General features: G+C 70.3%; 22 protein-coding genes and 1 pseudogene. 11 read left to right on the top strand and 12 right to left on the bottom strand.

The genetic code is table 11. The features are described from left to right. Positions 1 to 542 precede the first annotated feature (542 nt). The 4 genes from P8A18_RS09085 to P8A18_RS09070 all read left to right on the top strand — a co-directional run bounded on the left by P8A18_RS09085 (position 543) and on the right by P8A18_RS09070 (position 5,807). Positions 543 to 2,162, top strand: coding sequence for a hypothetical protein (locus tag P8A18_RS09085; RefSeq protein ID WP_306053334.1), 1,620 nt, complete (start codon positions 543 to 545; stop codon positions 2,160 to 2,162). A gap of 545 nt (positions 2,163 to 2,707) precedes the next feature. Then, positions 2,708 to 3,891, top strand: a protein-coding gene (locus P8A18_RS09080; RefSeq protein ID WP_306053333.1) for an IS3 family transposase whose coding sequence is annotated in 2 segments (ribosomal slippage) — positions 2,708 to 2,995 and positions 2,998 to 3,891 — 1,182 coding nt in all. Because the reading frame shifts where the segments join, the coding sequence is not laid out codon by codon here. Positions 3,892 to 4,070: 179 nt separating this feature from the next. Beyond that, positions 4,071 to 4,979, top strand: coding sequence for a phosphotransferase family protein (locus P8A18_RS09075; protein WP_306053331.1), 909 nt, complete (start codon positions 4,071 to 4,073; stop codon positions 4,977 to 4,979). 309 nt (positions 4,980 to 5,288) lie between these two features. Beyond that, a complete protein-coding gene (locus P8A18_RS09070; protein ID WP_306053330.1) occupies positions 5,289 to 5,807 on the top strand; it encodes a hypothetical protein in 519 nt (172 codons plus the stop codon). Between the two features lie 4 nt (positions 5,808 to 5,811). Here P8A18_RS09070 and P8A18_RS09065 read toward each other — a convergent pair whose 3' ends face one another. Beyond that, positions 5,812 to 6,279 carry a DUF4240 domain-containing protein gene (locus tag P8A18_RS09065; RefSeq protein ID WP_306060776.1) on the bottom strand — a complete coding sequence of 156 codons (468 nt, stop codon included), beginning with the start codon at positions 6,277 to 6,279 and terminating at the stop codon, positions 5,812 to 5,814. 241 nt (positions 6,280 to 6,520) lie between these two features. Further along, positions 6,521 to 6,982 (bottom strand): PH domain-containing protein, encoded by a 462-nt coding sequence (locus tag P8A18_RS09060; RefSeq protein WP_306053328.1) that lies wholly within the window; start codon positions 6,980 to 6,982, stop codon positions 6,521 to 6,523. A gap of 111 nt (positions 6,983 to 7,093) precedes the next feature. Between P8A18_RS09060 and P8A18_RS09055 the strand changes: the two genes are divergently transcribed. The 3 genes from P8A18_RS09055 to P8A18_RS09045 all read left to right on the top strand — a co-directional run bounded on the left by P8A18_RS09055 (position 7,094) and on the right by P8A18_RS09045 (position 8,937). Continuing rightward, positions 7,094 to 8,155: an HNH endonuclease gene (locus tag P8A18_RS09055; protein WP_306053327.1), complete on the top strand. Its 1,062-nt coding sequence runs from the start codon at positions 7,094 to 7,096 to the stop codon at positions 8,153 to 8,155. A gap of 119 nt (positions 8,156 to 8,274) precedes the next feature. After that, positions 8,275 to 8,700 (top strand): hypothetical protein, encoded by a 426-nt coding sequence (locus P8A18_RS09050; RefSeq protein WP_306053326.1) that lies wholly within the window; start codon positions 8,275 to 8,277, stop codon positions 8,698 to 8,700. A 51-nt stretch (positions 8,701 to 8,751) separates the two neighbouring features. After that, on the top strand, positions 8,752 to 8,937 hold the full coding sequence (locus tag P8A18_RS09045; RefSeq protein WP_026250501.1) for a hypothetical protein: 186 nt from the start codon (positions 8,752 to 8,754) through the stop codon (positions 8,935 to 8,937). Positions 8,938 to 8,985: 48 nt separating this feature from the next. On the opposite strand, the gene P8A18_RS09040 is transcribed toward P8A18_RS09045, so the two are convergent. Next, a complete protein-coding gene (locus P8A18_RS09040; protein ID WP_306053324.1) occupies positions 8,986 to 9,756 on the bottom strand; it encodes a class I SAM-dependent methyltransferase in 771 nt (256 codons plus the stop codon). A gap of 399 nt (positions 9,757 to 10,155) precedes the next feature. Here P8A18_RS09040 and P8A18_RS09035 point away from each other — a divergent pair, with 399 nt between their 5' ends. Continuing rightward, positions 10,156 to 11,346 carry an MFS transporter gene (locus P8A18_RS09035; RefSeq protein WP_306060774.1) on the top strand — a complete coding sequence of 397 codons (1,191 nt, stop codon included), beginning with the start codon at positions 10,156 to 10,158 and terminating at the stop codon, positions 11,344 to 11,346. 10 nt (positions 11,347 to 11,356) lie between these two features. Here P8A18_RS09035 and P8A18_RS09030 read toward each other — a convergent pair whose 3' ends face one another. Together P8A18_RS09030 and P8A18_RS09025 are read right to left on the bottom strand one after the other, a co-directional pair. Then, on the bottom strand, positions 11,357 to 12,673 hold the full coding sequence (locus P8A18_RS09030) for an MFS transporter (RefSeq protein WP_306053323.1): 1,317 nt from the start codon (positions 12,671 to 12,673) through the stop codon (positions 11,357 to 11,359). A gap of 199 nt (positions 12,674 to 12,872) precedes the next feature. Next, a pseudogene (locus P8A18_RS09025) lies at positions 12,873 to 13,382 on the bottom strand (LysR family transcriptional regulator); the annotation flags it as partial. 220 nt (positions 13,383 to 13,602) lie between these two features. Here P8A18_RS09025 and P8A18_RS09020 point away from each other — a divergent pair. Both P8A18_RS09020 and P8A18_RS09015 read left to right on the top strand, forming a co-directional pair. Beyond that, positions 13,603 to 14,091 carry a DUF7144 family membrane protein gene (locus P8A18_RS09020; protein ID WP_306053322.1) on the top strand — a complete coding sequence of 163 codons (489 nt, stop codon included), beginning with the start codon at positions 13,603 to 13,605 and terminating at the stop codon, positions 14,089 to 14,091. 80 nt (positions 14,092 to 14,171) lie between these two features. After that, positions 14,172 to 14,399: a DUF2277 domain-containing protein gene (locus tag P8A18_RS09015; protein ID WP_306053321.1), complete on the top strand. Its 228-nt coding sequence runs from the start codon at positions 14,172 to 14,174 to the stop codon at positions 14,397 to 14,399. Here P8A18_RS09015 and P8A18_RS09010 read toward each other — a convergent pair. The 5 genes from P8A18_RS09010 to P8A18_RS08990 all read right to left on the bottom strand — a co-directional run bounded on the left by P8A18_RS09010 (position 14,386) and on the right by P8A18_RS08990 (position 19,256). Then, complete coding sequence (locus P8A18_RS09010) at positions 14,386 to 15,054, bottom strand: DedA family protein (RefSeq protein WP_306053319.1); 669 nt, start codon at positions 15,052 to 15,054, stop codon at positions 14,386 to 14,388. The two genes, P8A18_RS09015 and P8A18_RS09010, sit on opposite strands and share 14 nt — an antisense overlap. A 234-nt stretch (positions 15,055 to 15,288) precedes the next feature. Then, the gene (locus P8A18_RS09005) at positions 15,289 to 15,747 is read right to left on the bottom strand and encodes a DoxX family protein (RefSeq protein WP_306053318.1); all 459 of its coding nucleotides are present in this window, start codon (positions 15,745 to 15,747) and stop codon (positions 15,289 to 15,291) included. Positions 15,748 to 16,196: 449 nt separating this feature from the next. Next, positions 16,197 to 16,841, bottom strand: coding sequence for an HNH endonuclease family protein (locus P8A18_RS09000; RefSeq protein ID WP_306053317.1), 645 nt, complete (start codon positions 16,839 to 16,841; stop codon positions 16,197 to 16,199). 337 nt (positions 16,842 to 17,178) lie between these two features. Next, complete coding sequence (locus P8A18_RS08995; RefSeq protein ID WP_306053316.1) at positions 17,179 to 17,841, bottom strand: HAD-IA family hydrolase; 663 nt, start codon at positions 17,839 to 17,841, stop codon at positions 17,179 to 17,181. Between the two features lie 206 nt (positions 17,842 to 18,047). Continuing rightward, positions 18,048 to 19,256, bottom strand: a complete 1,209-nt coding sequence (locus tag P8A18_RS08990; RefSeq protein WP_306053314.1) for a peptidoglycan-binding domain-containing protein — start codon at positions 19,254 to 19,256, stop codon at positions 18,048 to 18,050. A 137-nt stretch (positions 19,257 to 19,393) separates the two neighbouring features. On the opposite strand from P8A18_RS08990, the gene P8A18_RS08985 reads away from it, so the two are divergent. Further along, entirely contained in the window at positions 19,394 to 21,457 is a 2,064-nt protein-coding gene (locus P8A18_RS08985; protein WP_306053313.1) for an MDR family MFS transporter, read from the top strand. 10 nt (positions 21,458 to 21,467) lie between these two features. Here P8A18_RS08985 and P8A18_RS08980 read toward each other — a convergent pair whose 3' ends face one another. Both P8A18_RS08980 and P8A18_RS08975 read right to left on the bottom strand, forming a co-directional pair. Next, positions 21,468 to 21,971: a GNAT family N-acetyltransferase gene (locus P8A18_RS08980; RefSeq protein ID WP_306053312.1), complete on the bottom strand. Its 504-nt coding sequence runs from the start codon at positions 21,969 to 21,971 to the stop codon at positions 21,468 to 21,470. Between the two features lie 49 nt (positions 21,972 to 22,020). Further along, the gene (locus P8A18_RS08975) at positions 22,021 to 23,109 is read right to left on the bottom strand and encodes a DUF2330 domain-containing protein (protein ID WP_306053310.1); all 1,089 of its coding nucleotides are present in this window, start codon (positions 23,107 to 23,109) and stop codon (positions 22,021 to 22,023) included. Positions 23,110 to 23,397: the final 288 nt, after the last annotated feature.

Below are 23,397 nucleotides of genomic sequence, written 5' to 3'. Positions count from 1 at the left end.
TGGCTGCGCCCGCGCTCCTGCCTGCGGCCCGCTCAGCGCTGCCGCCGCCGACGCGCGCCCACTACTGGATAGGCCCGGGGCATGAGTCGAGAACCGAGCCCGCGGCTTCAAGACGATGCCTCCGGCGGGGGCGCTCAGACTCCGGGATGGACGGGGCGCCGTTCGCGAGTGCCGGCCGGAGCGTGGCGAGCGTCGTGGGGCTCCCATCCCGACCACCTTCGACCCAGGCAGAGCCGAGCAGTCGCGGCCCAGGGCGTCAAGGTCGTTCGTACAGTGGCGCGCTCCACCTTGACGCCCTGAACCACGACCGCTCCACGGTGTGTGGGTCGAAGGCGGACGGGATGGGAGCTGGGGTGAGTGGTGGGAGGTGGCGGAAGCGTGGTGCGGGTATCGCACCCCCGAGTTAAGGCGATACCAAGCCAGCCAATCGGAGGCCAAGCGCCCCGTTCTCCGCCTAGCATGCATCTGTCAGCCTCGTGCACGTGTGGCCGTGTAATACGGAACGAGTTGACGTGGCGTCAGGTAGTCACTCAGGAGGCATTATGGGTACCGGTGGTAACAGTGCACAGTTCGCCACGGCCGAGGTGACGCAACTCCTCAAAGACCTGCAAGAGGCAACACGTGCGACGCCCTTCGGTGGCCCTCAGAGCTACGTCCCGCCTAAGGGTGGAGAAATTGCCGAGGCTAACTACCATCATTTCGTCTTTGGTCAGCGCGGATCGGGAAAATCGAGCCTCCTCCGTCACCTACAGGAGCAAGTGACCGAAGAGGACCGGGCAGCCGTTTGGATCGACCAGGAGATTTTCGCGAACCTCAGCTACCCGGACGTGCTCGTCAGCGCTGTACATGAACTGATCAAAGGAGCGCGTGAAGCGCTTCTTTCGAAGATCCCCGAAGCTCAGAAGCCAGGGTTCTTTAAGAGGATCTTCGGTGCAAAAGAGCCCGCACACCCGATCGCGACCCTCGCGACCTCTCTGGGCGAGGCCGCGAACCAGTTGGAGCTCCTGAAATTCGCCCCGCTCGATCGCAAGGTTCAGTGGACAGTAAACGACGAAGCCGGCAGCACTGTGGGTGCGGGTGCTGGCGTCAAGATGAAGATCGTCTCGTTGGATGCGAAGACGGAAGGGACTGCAAAGCTTTCGGTATCGTCCAGCGAGGTCGTTGAGGGATCAAAGGAGCAGTACCTGGAACGCGCTCTAACTAACTTTCGTTCCCTCATCGTCGATACAGCCAAGGTTACTGGTGGGGGATTCGTCTTTGTGGACGACCTGTACCAGCTCCGCCGAGACGTCCAGCCTCTGGTGTTGGGATACCTTCATCGGCTCGTCAAGGACACGGGGGTGTGGCTAAAAATCGGCAGTATCCGCTATTCGACAGTGACGTTCAAGCCGGGGGATCCTCCACGAGGTATGCAAATTGGCCACGACGCGCATGAGGTTCCACTCGACCGAGGGTTGCGTCACTTTAAATCCACCCATGAATTCCTCGAACAGATCCTTTCGAAGGTCGCCTCCAAATCGGGCGTGGATATCAAGGCATTGTTTACCGATGACGCGAGGAAGCGCCTAGTTCTCGCGGCCGGCGGGGTCGCGCGCGACTATCTTCGACTGGCCTCGGGTTCGATCACCGAGGCTCGGAATCGCGGGGTTAGTGAGAAAACGGGTTCCCATCGTGTAATTGTTGAGGATGTAAATAAGGCTGCGGGCCTGATTAGTCCTTCGAAATTCGATGACCTGCGCAAGGATGAGCCAGATGAGGCCCTAGAGCTGGAGAAGATCGTCAGGCAAATTACCGAGTTTTGTCGAGAAAAGAAGTCTGCATATTTCCTTGTCGCGACCGACGAGGCGATTCTTAGCGAGCAAATCAATAAGCTTCAACACCTGCGCTTCACTCACCTGCTGGTCGAGAGTGAGACGATTCCGGATAAGGGGTCCCAGCGCTTCAACGTTTGGCTCCTCGATGTTGCCGAGCTAAGTGCGCAGCGTGCTACGACGGGCATGGACTTCCTGAAATGGGAAAAGCGAGAGAATCGCCGTAACCGGCGACTCATCTTTTCTTCCGTCGAAGCGGCAGGAAGCGGCGTCTCACCAGTGACCCAGCCAAACGATCTTAGGCGTGGTCCGGCGCTTCCGCAGCAGCCAACGCTAGACGATGCTGAATGACAGTGGTGTGCTGGTAGCTCGCCGCTGTCAGGCCGTCCGAGAACAGGTCCACAACGCTCAACGGTGCCCCCTTGACGGCGGTCGCTCAGCGAGTCGACATCCACGACTGACATCAACGGCAGCACACAATGGCGGTTCCTGAGAACCTTAGACAGCAGCGGTAGCCGGGGCAGACCGGGTGCTCAAGCAGATCCGGCCGAACTTACAAAGCAGATGTCGGCGGTTCGAAACCGTCCGCGCCCACCAGTGCGAAGGCCCCTCGTCGATCATGGCGGGGGGCCTTCGGCATCTTTCTCCGACATCAACGGGCGGAGCCAGGAGCGGACGCGGGGTATCCGAGGACCCGAGGCGGGCGGGATGGGCGCCGGGGCGAGCAGTGGGCCGGGGATCGCCTCGTCCATGAGCAGTAGAGCAGCCCGACGAGAGAGCCGGCACCTCGCTGCCGTGCAGCAACGAGTGCAGCAACCTCAGATGCCTTGGGACTGCTGCACGGATAGGTGACACCTGACCTGGCTTGCTGAGAGGCGGCCTGGAAGGATGTTGCAGTGCCCAAGCCGTATCCGAAAGAGTTCCGCGAGGACGTCGTGCGGGTCGCACGCAACCGCGAGCCCGGCGTCACGCTGGAACAGATCGCCGCCGACTTCGGCGTCCACCCGATCACGTTGTCGAAGTGGCTGCGCCGCGCCGACACCGACGAGGGCGGCGCCAAGCCCGCGCCGGTGTCGGGTGAGTCGGCCGAGCTGCGCGAGGCCCGTAAGCGCATCCGGCTCCTGGAGCAGGAGAACGAGGTACTGCGCAGGGCTGCGGCGTATCTGTCGCAGGCGAACCTGCCGTCAAAATGATGTACCCGCTCGTCCGCGAGCTGGCCGCCGCCGCTGCCCCTGACCGGGTGCCGGTGGCGGTGACGTGCCGGGTGCTCAATCTGGCCCGCCAGCCCTACTACCGGTGGCTGGCTTCACCGGTCACCGACACCGAGAGGGCCGAGGCATACCGGGCCGACGCCCTGTTCGACGCGCATCGCGACGACCCGGAGTTCGGACACCGTTTCCTGGCCGACGAGGCCCGGGCGGCCGGTGAGGCCATGGCCGAGCGGACCGCCTGGCGGATCTGCCGCGACAACCGCTGGTGGAGCGCGTTCGGCAAACGCCGAGGCCGAGGCAAGAACACCAAGGCCGGCCCGCCGGTCCACGACGACCGGGTCCGGCGGGACTTCACTGCTGCCGGGCCGAACCGGCTGTGGCTGACGGACATCACCGAGCACGCCACCGGCGAGGGCAAGCTCTACCTGTGCGCGGTCAAGGACGTGTACTCCAGCCGCATCGTGGGCTACTCCATCGACGCCCGGATGAAGTCCAGCCTTGCCGTCAAAGCCCTGGAATCCGCCGTCGCCCGCCGCGGCCAGGTCGCTGGATGCATCGTGCATTCCGACCGAGGGTCGCAATTTCGTTCCCGGAGGTTCGTTGCCGTTCTCGCACGTCACAGCATGATCGGATCGATGGGCAGAGTCGGTGCCGCCGGCGACAACGCGGCCATGGAAAGCTTCTTCGCGCTGCTGCAGAAGAACGTCCTCGACCGCCGCACCTGGGCCACCCGCCAGGAACTGCGGATCGCCATCGTCACCTGGATCGAGCGCACCTACCACCGACGCCGGCGTCAGAAACGCCTGGCCCGATTGACCCCCATCGAGTACGAAGCCATCATGACCCCACCCGCAGCCCTGGCTGCATAGAACCCGCTGTCACCTACGCGTGCAGCAGTCCCCTTCTCGTGCCCGTCTCCATGGATAACTGGGCTCGCAGGGTGCGTCGTTCGTCATGTCGATAACCTTCCCTCGTGACCAAAGTTGGGGGCCGAGAGGGACGTGACGGCGATCTTGGGGCGGAGGTCCCGGGTGCCACGAGGTCGTGGGTGGAGGAGCGACTTGGTGCCGGGCAGCGGATAGCGGGGGTCGAGCGTCTGCGTGGCGGCTGGACCTCGGAGATGCGCAGACTTTGTATCGAGGGGCCGGGGGGCAGCGGGCACCTGGTGTTGCGGTCCTTCGTGAAGCCCTTCTACGTGCGGCACGCGGACGGTCTGTTGTCCCGTGAAGCCGAGATCCTGCGCCTCCTCGGGGCAACGGACGTACCCGCGGCCGCGCTTGTGGACGTGGACGCGACCGCGACGGACTGCGACCACCCGTCTCTCCTGATGACGTTGCTGCCCGGGGCGGTTCGGCTGGACGACCGAGGCGCCGAGCGCCGGGCGGACCTGTTGGCCGAGCAGCTGGTGCGCATCCACCGGGTGGAGGTCTCCGCCGACACGAGGCCGCGTGCCTGGCAGGCGTGGACGTCGCCGGAGCGGGTGACGCCCCCGCAGCAGACGGCGCGGCCCGAGCTGTGGCAGCGGGCCGTGGATGTCATCCGGCAGGATCCGCCCGCCTTCCGCCCCTGTTTCCTGCATCGGGACTTCCATCCGGGCAATGTCCTCTTCGAGGGCGAGCGCGACGATGCCCGCGTCAGTGGTGTCGTCGACTGGGTGGAGACCTCCTGGGGGCCGGCCGACCTCGACGTGGCCCACTGCTCGACGGCTCTGGCTCTGCTCCACGGCGTTTCCCTCGGGATGACCTTCGCCGATCGGTACGCCGCCGCGGGCGGGCGCCTCGCCGAGCGGGACGCGGCGCACCTCTACTGGCGGGTCATCGACGCCCTGGCATTCGCCCCGGACGCGGAGAAGGTCGCCGTCCCTTGGCGCGAACTCGGCCGCACGGACCTGACTCCCGTCCTTCTGAGCAGCCGACTTGAGGATTACCTCCGGGCTCTGTTCGACCGCTACGCGTAGGTTATGAAGGTCCGCGGGCGCGTCAGGGGAGGGTTCGAGCCCAACCGGCCCGGTGAGTGACGACCGCATCCGTGGGCTTGGCCCCTCACCGCTTCCGCCGTTGTGTCTTCCACTTGCGCGGGCCGGTCGCCTCCGGGGGTGGAGACCCGACGCGCTTGACGCCCGTGCCCGCCCAGCGTGCTGTTCGGCTGTTGCCGGTCCCGTCGTGTCTGTGCAGGGCGTCTGCTCGTGCTTGCTTGTGCGGGCACGCGTCCGGCGCCGATGATCGGTGACGACTGCCCGCGAGGTCCGGGCTCGGGAGGGGCGGGGATGATGACAGCCGATCTTCGGTTCGGTTGGGAATTGAGCGGCTCGGGATGGGCGACCGTTCGCATTGCTGACAGTGTTGCCGAGCACAAGGAAGACGTCAGCTATTGCACGGACGCCTTGGCCGACCTGCTTCATGCGGTGGCGGGGCTGTACGGCGGCTCCGCCATGCAGAGGGTCTCCTTTGATCTCGAACCGGCCGAGGTGAGGTGGCGGCTCCGGCGCCGGGGCGAAGGAGTGGACCTCGCCATCCATCGGTTCCCGGACATGGCGAGTAGTTGGGACGCGCCCGACAGCGACGGCACCCTCGTCTGGAGCTCGACGCAGCCCCGCAGCACGCTGGGGCATGCGGTGATGGAGGCCGCTGAGAGCGTGCTGAGGTTGCACGGAGAGGACGGCTATCGGAAGAAGTGGGTGCTGTACCCGTTCCCCGTTTCGGCTCTCCAGGACCTTCGAAGGCTGCACCGGAGCGAGGACCGGTGCCGGTACGAGTCGTGCCTGAACGGGACCGTGACCTGCTGAGGCGTCAGCCTCGCAGGTGCGGCCAGCCGTCCTTGTTGGAGAAGGACTCGAAGCAGTACCGGGTCGCGCGGTCCCACTCCTTTCCCGTGGCCAGCTCGTACGCCTCGTCCGGTACGTACAGCAGTCGCTCACCGTCGTACCCGGTCGAGGTGTACGGGGCGAAAGCGCCGGCGTCGGAGAACGCGCTCTCCCAGACGTCCCGGCCCGCGGCCACCACCGCGCACCGTGCGTAGAGGAACGAGTCGCCCGACTGCGGGAAGGGCTCGCCCTTGTCGTCAGTCATGTCGGCGACGGGCAGTGATCCGAACTTCTCCTGGTCCAGGCGGTAGAGAGCTTCGGCGTGGCGCTCCGCGAAGCCGATGATGTCGGGGAGGGGCCGGCGGCTCAGCTCCTTGGCGAGGCGGCGGCAGTTGGCTTCGGTGGCTTCGCCGTTCAGGGTGGCTGTCAGCGCCCAGAAGTCGGCCCATGTCATGGTCACGGGGGGAAGGATGTCAGGGCGGTCTGACAATGGGGCCCGGTGCAGCCGATGGCCGTAGGGCCGGACGGTACACGTACTCCGTGGGCACGATCGGCGCACCCTGTGCCCTGCGGCAAATCGGAGGATCGCCGTCCCATTCAGCTCCCGTCGTGAACCGCCCCGACATCTCAGGACGACGGCATCGAGAGCTTCGGCGACCTGTGGGGCGTCCCTCGAATGGCATGCTCCCTTCTCGTCAGGCTCTCGGCGCGAAGTCAGGGTTCGACTGAAGAACAGCCAGCAACTCCGCGAAGCGCTGGTCCTGAGATGTCCCGGCGGCCATCTCGCTCAGCGCGTACGCCGTGGTCTTGAACCCGTCTCCGTGGTGGAACTCCGCGCCCCACGCACCGAGCCGCACCGAAGCCACCTCATTCAGCGCCAGTCGGTGAGTGCCCCACGGATTGACCGCCACGATCCCGGCAGGACCGACTTCGAGGCGGACTCTGAGAACAGCCCACCAGAGGAACAACGCGATGCCGGCGGTCAGTCCCGTCCACAGCCCGGCCGTCCGTGCCGCGTCCACTCCCGGCGAGGAAACCCACCCGGCCCAACTGGTGAGAGCACTCACCCCCACAACCGTCGGGATGGCATAGCCCACCACGAGAGCCGGTCCGCCAATACGCCAGACCGACACCGAGTCCCCACCCTGGTCGTCCATGCCCGCATTGTGAACCACGTAGCTCGAACCAACGCATGGGGCACCCGCGGTTGCAGGGGCGCTCGCACAATTGACCTGCTGGTTGTCATCGGTGGGCCGTACGCTTCCGGCATGCGCAAAGGGGCGATCAGCCGAGACGGTGTCCTCAAGGCTCTGTTGGAGTACGACGAGCTGGGGCGAGACCTGTTTTTGACCAAGTACGGATACAAGCCCGCCACCGGGTATCTCCTCCTGCACGAGGAACGGACGTACGACTCGAAAGCCATTGCCGGTGTGGCGCACAAATTTGATCAAGGCCGAGCGTTGAAACCGGAGGAGCTGAGCGGGGGAAGGTCCCACGCAGCCCGGTGGCTGGCCAGGCTCGGCTTCACCATCCGTTCGTCCCGCAGCCCGGACTGGACGCGCGACGAGATCATTCTCGCCTGCGAGTTGGCCATGGCCAACGGGTGGAAGCGACTGGAGTTCAACGACCCTCGTGTGGTCGAGCTTTCCGCGTTGCTTCAGACCATGCCGATCCATCCCGAGGAACTACGCAACGAGCTGTTCCGGAACCCCAACGGCGTCGCGCGCAAGACCGTTGACATCACCTCCCGGCACCCTGCGTACACAGGTAAACCGACCAACGGCAACGCGCTGGATGTCGAAGTCATGAACGACTTCCTGGCCCGACCGGCTGAGATGTCGGAGGTGGCACGGCGCATTCGGCAAGGCCTTGGCGCTGGAGACCTCCAGGACCTGCCTGCTGCGGCCGAGGAGGAGGACGATTACAGCGCGCCGGAGGGCAGGCTGCTGCTACGCCGCCACCTGAGCCGTGAGCGGAACAAGGGGTTGCGCAAGAGGAAGATCGACGGTGTGCTGCGCCAGGGAGGACAACTTGCCTGCGAGGCGTGCGGCTTCGACTTCGAGGAGATCTACGGGGATCGGGGCAAGGGGTACATCGAGTGCCACCACGTCATCCCACTGCACAAGGCCGGTGAAGGCCGGACCAAGCTCAGTGACCTTGCCCTCATATGTGCCAACTGCCATCGTATGATCCACCGGCGGGCGCCGTGGCCGACACCGGGGGAGCTGCGGGCTTCCATGGAGCAGCGGCACGCAGCGGACAGGCGTGCAGCCGAGGTTCTGGGGCGACCACGCAGTTCGGCTGACGTGCAGGTGGTTCCGGAGCCGTGAACGAGAGCTTTGGGCGTTGTCGACGTAGGGGTTCTCCTCGTGTCTGGGAACGGACACGACTCCGCGCTCTCTCCGTATCTGGCAGCCTGGCTTCCTCGCCACTCAGCCCCAGGGGGACCATGAACACCCGCATCGCCGCCCCGCTCATCGTCGTCGGCCTGCTCGTCGGGCTCACCGCGTGCGGGAGCAGTGACGATGACAAGGCTGCCGCAGCGCCCGGCAGGACCGTCAGCGAGGCCGATCGGGATGCCGCGCGGAAGGCTGCCGGGCTTCCCGAGGAACCGAGCGCCCATGACCGGTACGCGTTTCTCGAAGCCCTCGACGCGATCGACCCGCGCATCTCGAAGGCCGATATGGACGAGCGGTCCGTGAGCCGTGGGCTCAATCAGTGCGGGTCGATCAGGACGACCAAGGACCGGGCGAAACTGATCGAGCTGACCCTTGAGAGGTTCACCATCGCGACGCGCCTGCCCGACATCAACAACGCGGACACCGGGGGCAAAATCCTGGACGCCGTGCACAAGCATCTCTGCCCCGACTTCTGACCGGCCCCACGCCGGCCCGCCCTTCACAGCCTCACTCGGTAAGGTCCCCGTGTGACGAGCAAGCCTGAGCCGACGATTCCCGAGATCACCCGCACCGACTGTGCGCGGTGCGGCACCGAGGTGCATGGTCTGGCCGGGCGGTACGCCTGTGCGCTCTGCGGGTGGGTCAATCACTACTCGGAGGGGCATGAGGAACTGCCCGGGTTGGACGAGGATCCCGATCACGGGCGCGGGTGAACGCATTCGGCGTACGGGGCGTGTGGGCGGGCGTGTGCGCCGAGCCGTTCAGCCCGCGATCAGCAAGCGGTAGCCGTAGTCCACGGAATCGCGCGTGAGCAGGTCCGCGTGGCGGGTGTGCCAGGTGCCCGATGCCAGGTCCTTGTGGAGCCGGGCGATCGCCGGTTCGACCACCGATGCGGGGAGCTGGGCGAACGTGGAGCTCGCGCGGCGGATCATCGGGTCGAGGTAGGACTCCGGGCGGCGCCAGTACGCGATCTGGAAGCCGTCCGTGAAGTCGTGCGGGATGGGGAACGGGACCACGGTGTGGGCGCCCAGGGCCTTTGCCACCGTGGACAGCGGGGTGAAGCGGGCGTGTTCGAGGTGGCGGATCTCCGGGAGGTACTCGTTGATCAGCCACAGCTCCTCCGCGTGCCGCGGGTCCCAGGTGAAGACCAGTTGCCGGTGCGATACGCGTCGCAGCTCGGTCAGGCCCCGTCGCAGGTCGGGCCAGTGGTGCACCGTCATCACCGCCATCGCGGCGTCGAACGCCCCGGCGGGGAACGGCAGGTTCTCCGCGCTCGCCAGGACCTTCCAGCCGCCCGGGTGCTGGTCGAGCATGACCTGTGACGGATCGACCGCGGTGACCCGCGCGGTCCTCGCGCCGGGTTCGTAGGAGCCGGTCCCCGCGCCGACGTTGACGACCGTGCGGGCTCCGGCCAGCGCCTCGTGGATCAGGGCGGCGAGACGGGGGTCCGGGCGGCGGATGTCGCGGTAGCCCGTGCCGATGCGGTCGTACGTCGCGGTGGGTGAGGTGTGTCCTGGTGTGGAATGCGTCATGGAGGAATGCCACCACGTCCGCACACCGACCGGCCAGGTAGGCGGCGCGGCCCGCCGTGGGCTGCCGGTGCCCCGGCGCGTACCGGCGCGTGCCGGCCCGGGACTGTCACCCCGTCCGGCCGAGGTGCGGCGGTCCCGGACAGCCGGGTGCTACGCCCTCGCGCGTACCGGACCGGGCTCGTCACCCGGGCCCGGCAGGGGCACCTCGTCCTCTACTCGCGCAGCGCGCTCGGGGACCAATTGGCCGCCTGAGGAGCCCTTACCGGCCACCTCCGGACGGTCGGGTGCCCCTGCCCCGCCCCCACCCCTAACCTGGCCGCCATGGGTGACGTGCGTGAAGGGCCGGCTGTTGGTGTCGATCACCCGAGTGAGCCTCCCCCTCCCGCCGCCGGGTCCCCGTTGCGGCTGCCCGTCTTCCGGCGCTTCCTGCTCGCGAACCTGATCTCGGCGACCGGCTCGGCGATGGCCCCCGTGGCGCTGGCCTTCGCGGTGATCGGGCAGGGCGGGGGAGCGTGGTCGCTCGGGGTCGTGCTCACCGCCAACACCGTGCCGAGCCTGCTCTTTCTCCTGGTGGGAGGGGTCCTGGCGGACCGGGTCTCGCGCAGCCGCCTCCTCTTCCTCGGGAACCTCGGGGCGGGGGCCGCGCAGGCGGTCGTCGCCGTGCTCGTCGCGACGGGGGCGGCGACCACCCTCGCGATCAGCGTGTGCGCGTGCGCCTCGGGAGCGGCCTCCGCCTTCACCACGCCGGCCGCCCGGGGCATCGTGTCCCGGCTCGTGCCCGTGGAGCAGCTCCAGCAGGCCAACGCGCTGGTCCGGGTGCCCCGTAACGCCGTCAAGGTCATCGGTCCGGTCGTCGGCGGGTTCGTCGTCGCGCTGGCCGGGCCGGCCTGGGCGCTCGGGTGGGACGCGGCCACGTTCGTCGCCGCCGCGCTCCTGATGGCCGGGCTGCGGCTCGCGGGTTCCGCGGCTCCCGGGGGCCCTCGCGGCGGTCTGCTGGTCGACCTGAGGGTCGGGTGGGCCGGGTTCCGGTCCCGGGCCTGGCTGTGGAGCTACACGCTGTCCGGGACCGCTGTCGTGGCCGCCTGGCTGGCCGGCTACCAGCTGCTCGGGCCGCTCGTGGCGGACCGCAGTTACTCGGGTGCCGGTTCCTGGGGGCTGGTGCAGGGGGCCTTCGCCACCGGGCTGCTGGCGGGGACGGCCGTCTGTCTGCTGTGGAAGCCGCAGCGCCTCATCCTGGTCTGCGTCATCACCAGCTCCGGGCTCTTCCTGCCGCTGGCCGCCATGGGTCTGGGGCTGCCGCTGCGCTGGGTGCTGGGCGCCGCGGCCGTTGCCGGGGCGGGGATGGACGTTGCGATCGTCGCCTGGTCCACCGCCATGCAACAGCAGGTGCCCGACGAGGAGTTGGGGCGGCTCAACGCCTTCAACTCCCTGGGGGAGCAGATCGCCATCCCTGCCGGGTACCTCGCGGTGGGGGTGGCCACCGCGTACTGGAGCACCCGGACTGTCCTGCTGGTCTGCGCGTCCGTCATCGTCTTCGCCGGGCTCGCCAACGCCTGCGTACGCGATGTGCGCCGGATCAGGAGGGTCTGAGGGTCCGGGGTCACTCACCGGCATATGCCGGTCCCCCGGCCGACTGCCCCGGTTCAGCGGCCGGGAGGTGTCTGCCCAGGCGGGACAAGGGGGAGAGCGCCATGAACGCCGGGGAGAGGGCGAGCGCCACGGCGGTGAGCAGCAGGCTCGTACGCAGGCCCCACGCCGTGGCCAGGAAGCCGCCCAGCAGCGAACCGAACGGCGTGAGGCCCATGCCCGCGAAGTTGATCGTCGCCACCACCCGGGCCTGGATGCGGACCGGGGTGACGGCCTGCCGTACCGACATCACCGTGACGTTGACCAGCTGGCCGAACGTACCGAAGAGGAAGTTGACGGCCATGAGCGCGGGCAGGACGAGGGCGCCCGCGCCGGGCAGTGCCGGTACGCCGAGCATCACGCCGTCCGCGAGGACCGCCGCGCCCACCAGCACGGGCCCGTAACCCAGCCGTTCCGGCAGTTTCGCGGCCAGCAGCGAACCCAGCACCGCCCCCGGGCCGGTCGCCGCGAGCGCGAGGCCCACCTCCGCGCCCGACAGGCCGAGTTCGCGCGGGAGGAAGAGCAGGTAGACGGTCATCAGGGCGGCCAGCGAGAACTGGAAGAGGGCCGAAGCCAGTCCCACCGCACGCAGCGCCGGATGCCGGGCCACGAAGCGGAGGCCCTCCCCGATCTCCCGCAGGACCCGGGGGCGGCCTTCGAAGGGCGCGGGAACACGTTCACGGCGGCGGATGCGGCAGATCGACAGGGAGGACAGCGCGAAGAGGACCGCGCCGGTGACGACGGCCAGGGGAGGCGCGAACACCGACACCAGCGCGCCGCCCAGCGCCGGGCCGCCGATCTGCGCCGCCGACCTGCTGCCCTCCAGGGCGCTGTTGCCCCGCATCAGCCGGCCGCGGTCCACCAGCCGGACCAGCGAAGCCTGGTACGCCACGTCGAAGAACACGCTGCCCACGCCGGTCAGCGCGGCGGCCACGAGCAGCGCGGGCAGCCCGAGCACGCCGAGCAGATACGCCACGGGGACCGCCGCCAGGGCCAGTGCGCGGCCGATGTCCGCCGCGACCATCACTGTGCGGGTGTGCCGGCGGTCGACCCACGCGCCCGCGAGCAGCGAGAGCAGCAGGATCGGCGCCTGCTCCACCGCGCGCAGAACGCCCAGCTCGCCCGCGTCGGCGTGCAGGGAGACGACGGCGACGAGCGGAAGGACGACCTGGATGGCCTGCGCGCCGAACTGGGACGCGGTCTGGCCCGCCCACAGGCGCAGGAAGTCCGGGTCCCGCCGGAGGGAGGGGCGGGAGGTGCGGTGGCCGGGGGTGTGGGAAGCGGGATGCACGGGTGGCCCCTTGGGCTGCGGAGGACAACGCTCCGCCGCCGCCGGGGCACGTGTGCGCGCCGGCGGTCGGGCGGGAAGGGCTCGCTGTGCCGCAGTCGGAGGCAGCACGCGATGACGGGTCGATCACGACCTACGGCGTCAGCGCGCGCTCGGGCTACCGGGCAACTTTCCCTCCTCGTGGCCGTCGGGTGAGGGGAGGTTAGCCCTTGGACGGCGCGGGGAACAGCGGGTTTTCGTCGCCGTCCCGCGGGGCCTCCTCGCGTGCCAGGTCCCGGAAGCGGCGCCCCGTAGCCAGGCGTGCGCCGGGTCCGCGTCGTGGCGTGGGTGCCAGGCCATGCCGAACGGCAGCGGCGACAGCGGGAAGGGGATCTCGAACGTCCGCAGGCCCAGGGGGAATGGGCCGTCCGCAGGCCCAGGGGGAACGGGCCGGCCACAGGGCTCTCCATCAGGAAGCGGAGCCGCACGCCCGGCGCCTCCCGCGCGATCCCGGCGAACAGCGCGGGACCGGACGTCGCCGCCAGGAGGTCCTGGGCGAGCACCGTGAAGGTCCGCGACAGGGCGCGCGCGGGTCCACCGTGCCGCCCGACAGGAACAGCCCGCGCGCCCGCTCCACCACGGCGCGCACCTCGCCGCGCACCTCGCCGTGGATGGGCGGGGCGTGCGGGGTGGGCACCATCGTGCGCCCGGCGCGCACCAGCACAGGATCGCCGAACGGGAGCGCGGGCGGCCCCGCAGGTCGGTGGTGACGCAGCCGTTCTGGACGCCGGGCAGGCGCGGCCCGGAGTAGGGGGAGCGCGGGCGTCCGGGCCGGGCGGTGGGGCCTGTGCGGGGCGCGGGCGTTCACCCGTACGGGTGTGTTCGCGTGGCCGTACCCGGGTAGCCGCCGCAGGGTCGGGCTGACGTGTACTTCCGCCGGCCCAGGAGTCCCCATGGCACACACCGCGCCCCCGCCGGGCACCCCCTCCTCGCCCCAGCCGCCCGCCGGTCCGGGGTCGCCCGGCCCGGGCGGCGGTTCGGGTTCCGGTTCCGGGCCCGACATCAGTCCCTGGGCGGCCGGCGGGATCATGTTCGCCGGTGTGCTGCTGATGGTCGACGGGGTGCTCGGGGCGATCAAGGGCATCGCCGGAATCGCCTCGAACGACGTCTACGCGCGGATCGACGACTATGTCTTCAAGTTCAACGCGACGTCCTGGGGGTGGATCCACCTCGTCCTCGGCGTCGTCATCGCCGTGGTCGGCTGGGGCATCCTGCGGGGCTCACCCTGGGCGCGCGGGGCCGGTGTGGGGCTGGCGGCGCTCAACATGATCGCCAACTTCATGTGGCTGCCCTACCAGCCGGTCTGGGCCGTCGTCTCGCTCGCCATCGACACCTTCGTGATCTGGGCGCTGTGCACGGGACGCACCAAGCCGGTCGTCTGACGGCCGCCGCGCGGGCCGGAAACAGGGCCGGCGCCGGACGGCCGCGCGCTGTTGTCAGTGGTGGGCGTCACACTGGAGGCATGTGCCGCAGTATCAAGACGCTCCGACCGCCCGCCCTCCCCGAAGAGGCCACCGAGGAGGACATCCGCGCCGCCGCCCTGCAGTTCGTCCGCAAGGTGTCGGGCTTCCGCGCCCCGGCCGCGCACAACAGGGAAGTCTTCGACCGCGCCGTCGACGAGATCGCCGAGGCGACCGCCCGGCTGCTGGACGGCCTGGAAATACACGGTGGTGGTGTCAGGACGCCGTAGGGACCGAGGCGGCGGCAGCGGCGGCGGCCGCCGCCGGGCGCCGCATGAGGAGCGCGGCGAAGGAGCCCGCGACGAACAGGGCGAGGACCGAGATCGCCGTGCCCAGCCAGCTCGCGCCCAGCCATTGCGCGCCGAAGTAGCCGAGGCCCACGCTGTAGCCCGCCCAGGCCAGGCCGGCGACGGCCGACCACGGCAGGAATTCCTTCACCTTGCGCTGCGAGGCGCCCGCGCCGAGCGAGACGACCGAGCGCCCGGCGGGTGCGAAGCGCGCGATGACGACGAGGACGCCGCCGCCCCGGCTCAGGGCGGCGCCGAGACGTTCCTGCGCCGAGGTGAGGCGGCGGGAGCGGGCGATGGCCCGGTCCAGCCGCTCGCCGCCGTGCCGGGCCAGCCGGTAGGCGGCCAGGTCGCCGAGCACCGACGCGGTGGCCGCGCACAGGAGGAGGGCCAGCAGGGAGGGGACCTCGGTGACCTGGCGGGCGGCGCCGGCCGCGTCGGCGGCGACGCCGGTGGTGCCCGCGGCCGCGGCCGTGGCGGCGGTGATCACCAGCACGCCGCTGGGCAGTACGGGGAGGAAGACGTCCAGCAGCACCGACAGGGCGACCACGGCGTAGATCCATGGGCTGCCGGTCAGCGCGCCCACACTCTCCAGCACCTTCTACTCCCCGGTCGGTGACAACGCCGCGACGTCGCAGGGGAGCGGCAGGAGCGGCAGGTTCAGCTGTACAGCGTACGCCTGCCGTTCAGCTGGAGATCCCTATATATGCGTGATGTTGGGCACCTCGGTCCAGCGGGGCTCGAACGCGTACCGCCGGGGAGCGGTTTTCCCGGCGGTACGCGTGGGTTTCGGCGGGCCCGGTCGGCAGCGGGCCCAGGGGAGGGGAGCGGGTCAGACGGCGACCGGGGAGCTCTGTTCCGTCGTGTGGTTCCGGTCCTGCCGGTTGGGGGGCCGGGAGGTGAACAGCCGGTCCAGGGCGAAGGCCCCGGGGCCGGTGAAGACGAGCAGGAGGAACACCCAGGAGTAGACGGCGGAGGGTTCGCCGCCGTTCTGCAAGGGGAAGAGTCCTCCCGACTGGTGGACGCTGAAGTAGGCGTACGCCATGGAGCCGGAGGAGATCAGGGCGGCGATCCGGGTGCCGAGACCCAGGGCCACGAGGACGCCGCCGATGAGCTGGATCACCGCGGCGTACCAGCCGGGCCAGGTGCCGGCGGGTATGGAACCACCGCCCCTGGCGCCGCCGAGCACGCCGAAGAGCGAGGCGGCACCGTGGCAGGCGAAGAGCAGGCCGACGACGATTCGGAAGAGCGCGAGGGCATAGGGCTGGGCCCGATGCAGGTGTGTGGACATGGGGGGGGAGCTCCTTCGGTCTGGTGGGGACGTGAACCGACTGAGCCCAAAAGATTAGGTAGACCTCACCAATACTTGCAAGTTCAACGTTTTGTCGACTGGCTGAAATTCGACGGCCTGTCATGAGTCAATGGGCGGGCCAATACCGCCGCGAACTGGGCACCTTCTTTCCTTTACTTGGCCTGAACCATTGACGGCGCAGTTTTCCGGCCATGGGGGTGCGTGTGGTGGTCCGACGCCCCGACCATGGCACGCCCTTTCTTTCGCTGGAGTTCCGGTGGAATTCCGGGCCTGCCGGGCCCTGTTGAGGGGTGATCGGGGCGTTGCCCGGTGGCCGGCTCGCGCGAGCGCTTGTCATGGACATCTGTAGTAGGCCGAAAACACGTCGGTGGCCCCATCGGCCGGCCCGGCGTGCGGGCGTCGGCCGGTGGGGCCACCGGGCGGATGGTTCAGCAGCCGCTGAGCGCGGACTGGAGCGCCGCCTTCTCGGCCGAGTCGACCGTCAGCTTGTAGTAGTGCTTCACATGAATCCAGGCGCGCACATATGTGCACTTGTAAGCGGCGCGCGGCGGCATCCACTTGGCCGGGTCCTTGTCGCCCTTGGACTGGTTGACGTTGTCCGTGACCGCGATCAGCTGCGGGCGCGTCAAGTCGTTGGCGTACGCCTGCCGTTGGGCGTTGGTCCAGCTGGAGGCGCCGGAGCGCCAGGCCTCGGCGAGCGGGACCATGTGGTCGATGTCCAGATCGGAGGCGGCGGTCCAGGTGGCGCCGTCGTACTCCGAGTACCACTTGCCGCTGGTGGCCGCGCAGCTGGAGTCCTGCGAGACGTTCGTGCCGTCCCGCTCCAGGACGACCTCGCGGGTGTTGCACGTTCCCGACTGGGTGATCCAGTGCGGGAACTTGTCCCGGCTGTAACCGCTGGACGAGCCTTCGGCCTTGACGGTCAGCTGGCTCAGATACGTGCGGGCGGTGGAAGCGGCGATCGGGGTGGGCATGGCGGCCTGGGCGCTGGGGGCGGTGAGCAGACCGGTGGTGGCCGCGAGGGCGGCGGATGCGACGAGTACGGTTATGCGACGCGCGTAGACACCTGACATGCGAACTCCCTTGACGTGGGGGGCTGGTGGACGGGCTGTCCGGAACGGCCCGGCCATCGTGGCGGCGCCGGGTTTCCGTGGGGTGGGCGCCAGGTAACAGAGTGGCGACATGGGCACGTCACATCAAGGGGTCTGACACAGGGGTTCGCCGTACGGGGGGCGTGCGCGACCGTGCGCGCGGGCGCGGGGAGCTGAGGGGTTGCCAGTTTCGGGGCGGGGCGAGGGCCCCGGCCTGCGGGGGGTCACACGCGTACGGCCCTCACCCGGAGTGGGTGAGGGCCGTACGGCTGTTCGCGGTGTGGGTGTGCGGTTGGGGTGCGGGGACCCCGGCCAGGGGCTAGCGGGCGTCGAAGTGCAGGGTGATCGCGCCGTCCGCCGCCGCCTCCACGCGGAGGTGGGTCAGATCGTCGACGTGGGCGTCGGGGGAGAGGGCCGCCGCGCGCGGGCCGACGCCCACGACGCGCATGCCGGCCGCCCGGCCAGCGGCGATGCCCGCCTCGGAGTCCTCGAAGACGACGCAGTCGGCCGCCGTGAAGCCGAGTCCGGCGGCGCCCTTGAGGAAGCCCTCCGGGTCCGGCTTGCTGGCGCCGACGCTCTCGGCGGTGACGCGGAAGTCGGGCATCCGCAGACCGGCCGCGCCCATCCGGGCCGTCGCCAGCGCCAGGTCGGCCGAGGTGACCAGGGCGTGCGGAAGGGCGGCGATGGCGTCCATGAAGGCCGGGGCGCCGCCGACCGGGACCACACCGTCGGTGTCGGCGGTCTCCTCGGCGAGCATCACCCGGTTGTCCGCGTGGTTCTGCTCCATCGGGCGCTCGGGCAGCAGGACCGCCATCGTGGCGTACCCCTGCCGGCCGTGGACGACCTTCAGCGCCTCTTCCGGGTCCAGCCCGTGCCGCAGGGCCCAGCGTCGCCAGCAGCGCTCCACGACGGCATCGGAATTCACCAGGGTGCCGTCCATGTCGAGCAGGAGGCAGCGGGCGGTGAGGGTGGTGGCCGGCATGGGCGGGCTCCAGAACGGGGAAGCGAACGCCGCCGGGGGAGCGGCGCGGGAAGAGATCAAGCGGCCCCCGCCCGCCGGTCAGGGTGTGCGCGCGGAGGCCACTTTGTTTCTCCACGATACAAAAACGGGCCGATGAAAGCGAATCGCCCCGGCCCGGAGGTGTGCGGCTCCGGGTGCCGGGGTCTTCCGTGCAGGTCGGCGCCGGGTCAGCGGCGGCCCTGCCCTGTCGTGCGCGCCTCAAGAGCGCGCCGGGTGCTCGGGCCGTAGACCCCTCCCGGGTCGTCCGTGATGCTCCACCAGCTCTGGAGCTCGCGTACGGCCCGCTCCGTGCGGTCCGAGTAGTCGGAGTCGACGGGGCCGTTGTACACCCAGACCTCGCGGAGCCGGTTCTGCAGCTCGGCCACCTCCGGGCCCCGGTCGCCGCGCCGCAGCGTCGAGGAGTCGCCGGGCGGCTCGGGAGGCGGTGCCACGCCCTCCGTGGGGCCGCTGCTCTCCGTGGTGGCCGCCGGGGACGAGGGGGCGCCCGCGCCGGGCGCCGTCGCCGAGGCGGTGGCGGAGCGGGACGCGGAGGCGGTCGCCGAGGGGGACGCGGGCGCCGAGGCGGAGGCGGAGGAGGACGCGGAGGGGGAGGGTGAGCGGGACGGTGGGGCGGAGGCGGACGACGTGGTGGACGGCTCGGGCTCGGCGCTCTCGTCGGGCAGGCTGGCCACCGTGGAGGGCAGGGCCTGGTCGAGGTCCACCTCCCCCTTGTCGTCCCCGTTGAACAGTCCGCCGATGAACGCGGCCGTGCCGACCACCGTGACCACGGCCGCCCCCGCGACCAGGGCGGCGAAGGGCTTGCGGCGGCGCGGCGAGACGGGGTCCTGGCCGGTGAGCAGGATGCCGGTGGGCGCGTCCCCCGCCGGGGCCTTCGCGCCCCCCGCCGGGTCCTTCGCGTCCGGCGCGGGGCCGAGGAGGAGCGGCATCGTGGTGGCGGCGTCGCCCCCGGGGCCGCCGGGCCCGTAGCCGTGCGGGGTGCCGGGGCCGTGCGCGCCGTCCGAGGCGTGCGAGGTGCCCGGGGTGTGCGGGGTGCCTGGTGGGTACGCGCTGCTGTCCGGGGCATGCGAGGTGCCCGGGGTGTGCGGGGTGCCCGAGGGGTACGCGCTGCCGTCCGGGGTGTGCGCGCCGTCCGGGGCGGCAGGCGCGGGCGCCGCCGCGGTGTCGCCGCCCAGGGTCACGTACGGGCGGATGCGCAGCGGGTCGAAGTCCTCCGCCGCCGCCATCTCCGCCGACCGGCCGGCGTGGTGCGCCTCGGTGATGCGCTGCTGTTCGGCGGCCCGCTCCCGGTCGGTGGCGTACCGCGGTGCGCAGGCGCAGCCGGGACCGGTGCCCGGTCTGCTGTCCGTACCGCACTCCGGGCATATATGTCCGGCCATGGTGGGTCCCCTCCCCTTGAATGGTTGCGATTATGCAGCCCGCCGCCGAGAAGCCCAATCATGCGGGTCCCCGGCAGGCCATAACGGTGTGAAACAGACAGGATGGGGGTGTAACGGATCATCCGAGGAGATGTTTCATGGCCCAGCAGCTGAGCCCCACGGCCCAGGCCCCCGGTGGGGACCGCTCCACGCGCTCGGTTCTGGTGGCGATCGGCGCACTGCTTCTCGGCATGCTGCTCGCCGCGCTCGACCAGACCATCGTCTCCACCGCGCTGCCCACCATCGTCAGCGACCTCGGCGGGCTCGAACACCTGTCGTGGGTGGTCACCGCCTATCTGCTGGCCTCCACCGCCGCGACCCCCCTCTGGGGCAAGCTCGGCGACCAGTACGGCCGCAAAAAGCTGTTCCAGGCCGCGATCGTCATCTTCCTGATCGGCTCGGCGCTCTGCGGCGTCGCGCAGAACATGCCGCAACTGATCGGCTTCCGCGCCCTCCAGGGGCTCGGCGGCGGCGGTCTGATCGTGCTGTCCATGGCGATCGTCGGTGACATCGTCCCGCCGCGCGAACGCGGCAAGTACCAGGGGCTCTTCGGGGCCGTGTTCGGTGCGACGAGCGTCCTCGGCCCGCTGCTCGGCGGCTTCTTCACCCAGCACCTCAGCTGGCGCTGGGTCTTCTACATCAACCTCCCCATCGGGGTCGTCGCCCTCGTCGTGATCGCCGCCGTGCTGCACATCCCGGTCCGCCGGACGAAGCACACCATCGACTACCTCGGCACCTTCCTCATCGCCTCGGTCGCCACCTGCCTGGTCCTCGTCGCCTCACTCGGCGGCACCACCTGGGCCTGGGGCTCGGGCCAGATCATCGGCCTCGCGGTGCTGGCCGTGCTGCTCCTGGCCGTCTTCGTGCACGTGGAGCGGCGGGCCGTCGAACCGGTCCTGCCGCTGAAGCTGTTCCGGATCAGGACCTTCAGCCTCGTCGCGGTGATCAGCTTCGTCATCGGCTTCGCGATGTTCGGCGCGATGACCTATCTGCCGACCTTCCTCCAGGTGGTGCACGGCATCACCCCGACGATGTCCGGCGTCCACATGCTCCCCATGGTGTTCGGGCTGCTCCTCACCTCGACCGCGTCCGGTCAGATCGTCAGCCGGACGGGCCGCTGGAAGGTGTTCCCGATCGCCGGCACCGGCATCACCGCCATCGGCCTGCTGCTCCTGCACCGGCTCACGGTGTCCAGCGGCACCTGGGAGATGAGCGCCTACTTCTTCGTCTTCGGCGCCGGGCTCGGCCTGGTGATGCAGGTCCTCGTCCTCGTCGTGCAGAACGCCGTCTCCTACCAGGACCTCGGCGTGGCGACCTCCGGCGCGACCTTCTTCCGGTCCATCGGCGCCTCGTTCGGTGTTGCGATCTTCGGCACCATCTTCACCAACCGGCTCACCGACAAACTCAACGCGGCGCTCGCCGGCCGGTCGATGCCGCCCGGGGTCGACGCGAAGAGCCTGGCCGCCGACCCGCGCGCCCTCGGCCAGCTGCCGCCCGCCCTGCGCGGACCCGTCCTCCAGTCGTACTCGACGTCGATCACCGACGTGTTCCTGTACGCGGCACCCGTCGTCCTGGTCGCCTTCCTCGTCGCCTGGTTCCTCAAGGAGGACAAGCTGCGCGGTTCGGTGACGGCGCCCGACACGAGCGAGACCCTGGCGTCGAACCCGGTCGAGCGGTCCTCGTACGACGAGTGCGCGCGGGCCCTGTCCGTCCTGGCCACCCGGGAGGGGCGGCGCGAGGTCTACGTCAAGATCACCGAGCGGGCGGGGTTCGACCTGCTGCCGGCCGCCAGCTGGATGCTGCTGCGCATCAAACGGCACGGCACCGTCGAGCCCGCCCGGCTCGCCGAGGTGGCCCCCGTACCGCTGCGGGTGATCAACGAGGCGGCCCGGCAGCTGGAGGGACGCGGCCTCGTCCGGCGGGTCGGGGTGCAGATGGTGCTGACCGAACCGGGCGCGGAGGCGGTGGTGAAGCTCTCGCAGGCCCGCGAGGACTCGCTCGCCGAGCTGCTCGGCGACTGGTGGGGGCCGGACCGGCCGACCGACCTGGTCGCGCTGATCTCCGAGCTGACGGCGGAGACGAGCGGTTCGAGCAAGGAGCGCCCGCACAGCCCGGAGCCGAAACGCGACCACGCGGCCGGCCACCCGCGCCGCGGGGAGTAGGCCCCCGGCGTCAGGAGGAAGACGACGCCTGTGCCGCCCGCAGCTCCTTGGCGAACCAGTGCTCGGCGTACGCGCGCCGGTGGAAGGCCGGGACCTCGCGGTAGCCGTGCTTCGCGTACAGGCCGCGCGCCTCGACCAGGTCGTGACGGGTGTCCAGGCGCAGCCGGCTCAGCCCCAGCGCCCGCGCCCGGGACTCCACCGCGGTGAGCAGCAGCCCGCCGCCGCCCGTGCCCCGGAACTCCGGACGTACGAACACCCTGGTCAGCTCCGCGACGTCCGCGTCCACCAGGACCAGGCCCGCGCAGGCCGCGGCCCGGCCCCCGAAGCGGCCGACCACGAAGTCACCCGTCGGGGCCGTGAGCAGCTCGGCGCCGTCCCCGGTGAGCCCGTCCTCGATCTCCTCGGGCGTCGCCGGACGGTCCCAGTAGCGGCCGGCCACCTCCGCGTAGTACTCCCACCGCAGCTGGGCGGCGTCCGCGGAGTCGAAGGGCTCGGGCGTCACGGTCCAGGTCATGGGTTCATTCTGACGACCGCGCTACGGGCCCCGGGGCCCGCCCCCGCCCTCACCGCAGCGGCGGCGGGGCGAAGACCGGCGGCGGGGGCGGCACCGGGCGCCGCCGCCGGGCCCGCACCACCAGCAGCAGCGCCACGACCACCACCACGGCCGCGCCGAGCAGCGTCAGCAGCCAGGCCGGCACGCCGCCCACGGTCAGCAGCTCGTCCCGGTACACCACGGTCCGGTACGGGGTGTCGTCGGCGGTCGCCCGCAGCTCGTGGTCGCCGTCGATCCGCTCGGGCGACGGGAAGTACTGGCCGATCGCCGTCAGGAAGACCGGCTTGCCGCCCGTGACCGCCGCCAGCGCCTCGTACGACTCCTTCGCCGGGTCCACCCGGCCCGCGTAGGCGACCTTCGGGGGCCGCCCGCCGATCGCGCCGCGCGGCTCCATGCGGTGGTCCGCCAGCACATACAGGTCCAGCGACTGCGGGGTGGCGGCGAGCCGGGACAGGCGCATCGGGTAGACCAGCCGGTCACTGGCGAACCGCAGCCGCAGCGGGTCCAGCGTGCCGCTCAGCCGCGAGCCCTGCTCCTGGGGCGCGAGGCGCACCGCCACGTACTCCCACTTCTGCTCCACGTACGGGGTCAGGGCGGTGGCCAGACGGTCCGGCAGCTCGAAGCCGTTCTCCTCCAGCCAGCCCTCCAGCGCCGCCGGGTCGGTCGCCGCCAGCCGGGCCACGTCGAACGGCCCGAGCCGCTCCCGGCCCACCACCTCGACCGGCGCGGCGGCCGATGGCGCGGGGGCCCCGTCGCCGGACGCGTTGCCGGAACCGCCGAACGGCCAGTCCTTGTCGCGCGGCCAGAAGTAGTGCCGCTCCTCGGTGACCGGTGCGGTGATCGCCTTCAGCTCGGAGAAGAGCGCCGCGTCACCCAGCTCGACCGTGGCGCGGTGCGGCACCGGCATGATCCAGGCGGCGTCCGGCGCGTTCCCCCGGACGGTCAGCCGCATCACGATCTGCTCGGTGGTGCCGTCCCAGCCGACCGCCGAGGTCTCCCGGTCGACCGCCACCTCGCTGTCGCGGTGCACGACCATCGCCCCGCAGCCGCAGGCGTACGCCGGTGCGATCAGGGAGCCCAGTTGCAGCGACACCAGCATCAGGGCCAGGGAGAGCGCACGGGCCGCCCAACCGCGTGCCCCGCTCCCCGCCCCTCGTTCTCTCCCCGCGCGCCGCATGTTCCGGTCCTCCCCCGTCGGTGCCGATCACGGGCTCAGACGTGCGCGGACTCCGGCCGGTTCCGGACCCCCGGCCGGCATCCGAAACGGCCGACCGGGCAGTCTTTCGGACAAAGCGGGATGACAGTCAGGCGAACAGCGGGTTGATTGGGTCTACCTCAGAGCACAATGCGAAGGTTTCACACATGCCGGACAACTGGCCCGGCGACA

The sequence above is a fragment of the Streptomyces sp. Mut1 genome (genome assembly GCF_030719295.1).
Taxonomy (GTDB): domain Bacteria; phylum Actinomycetota; class Actinomycetes; order Streptomycetales; family Streptomycetaceae; genus Streptomyces; species Streptomyces castrisilvae.
This window is presented reverse-complemented; position numbering and strand designations above follow the sequence as displayed.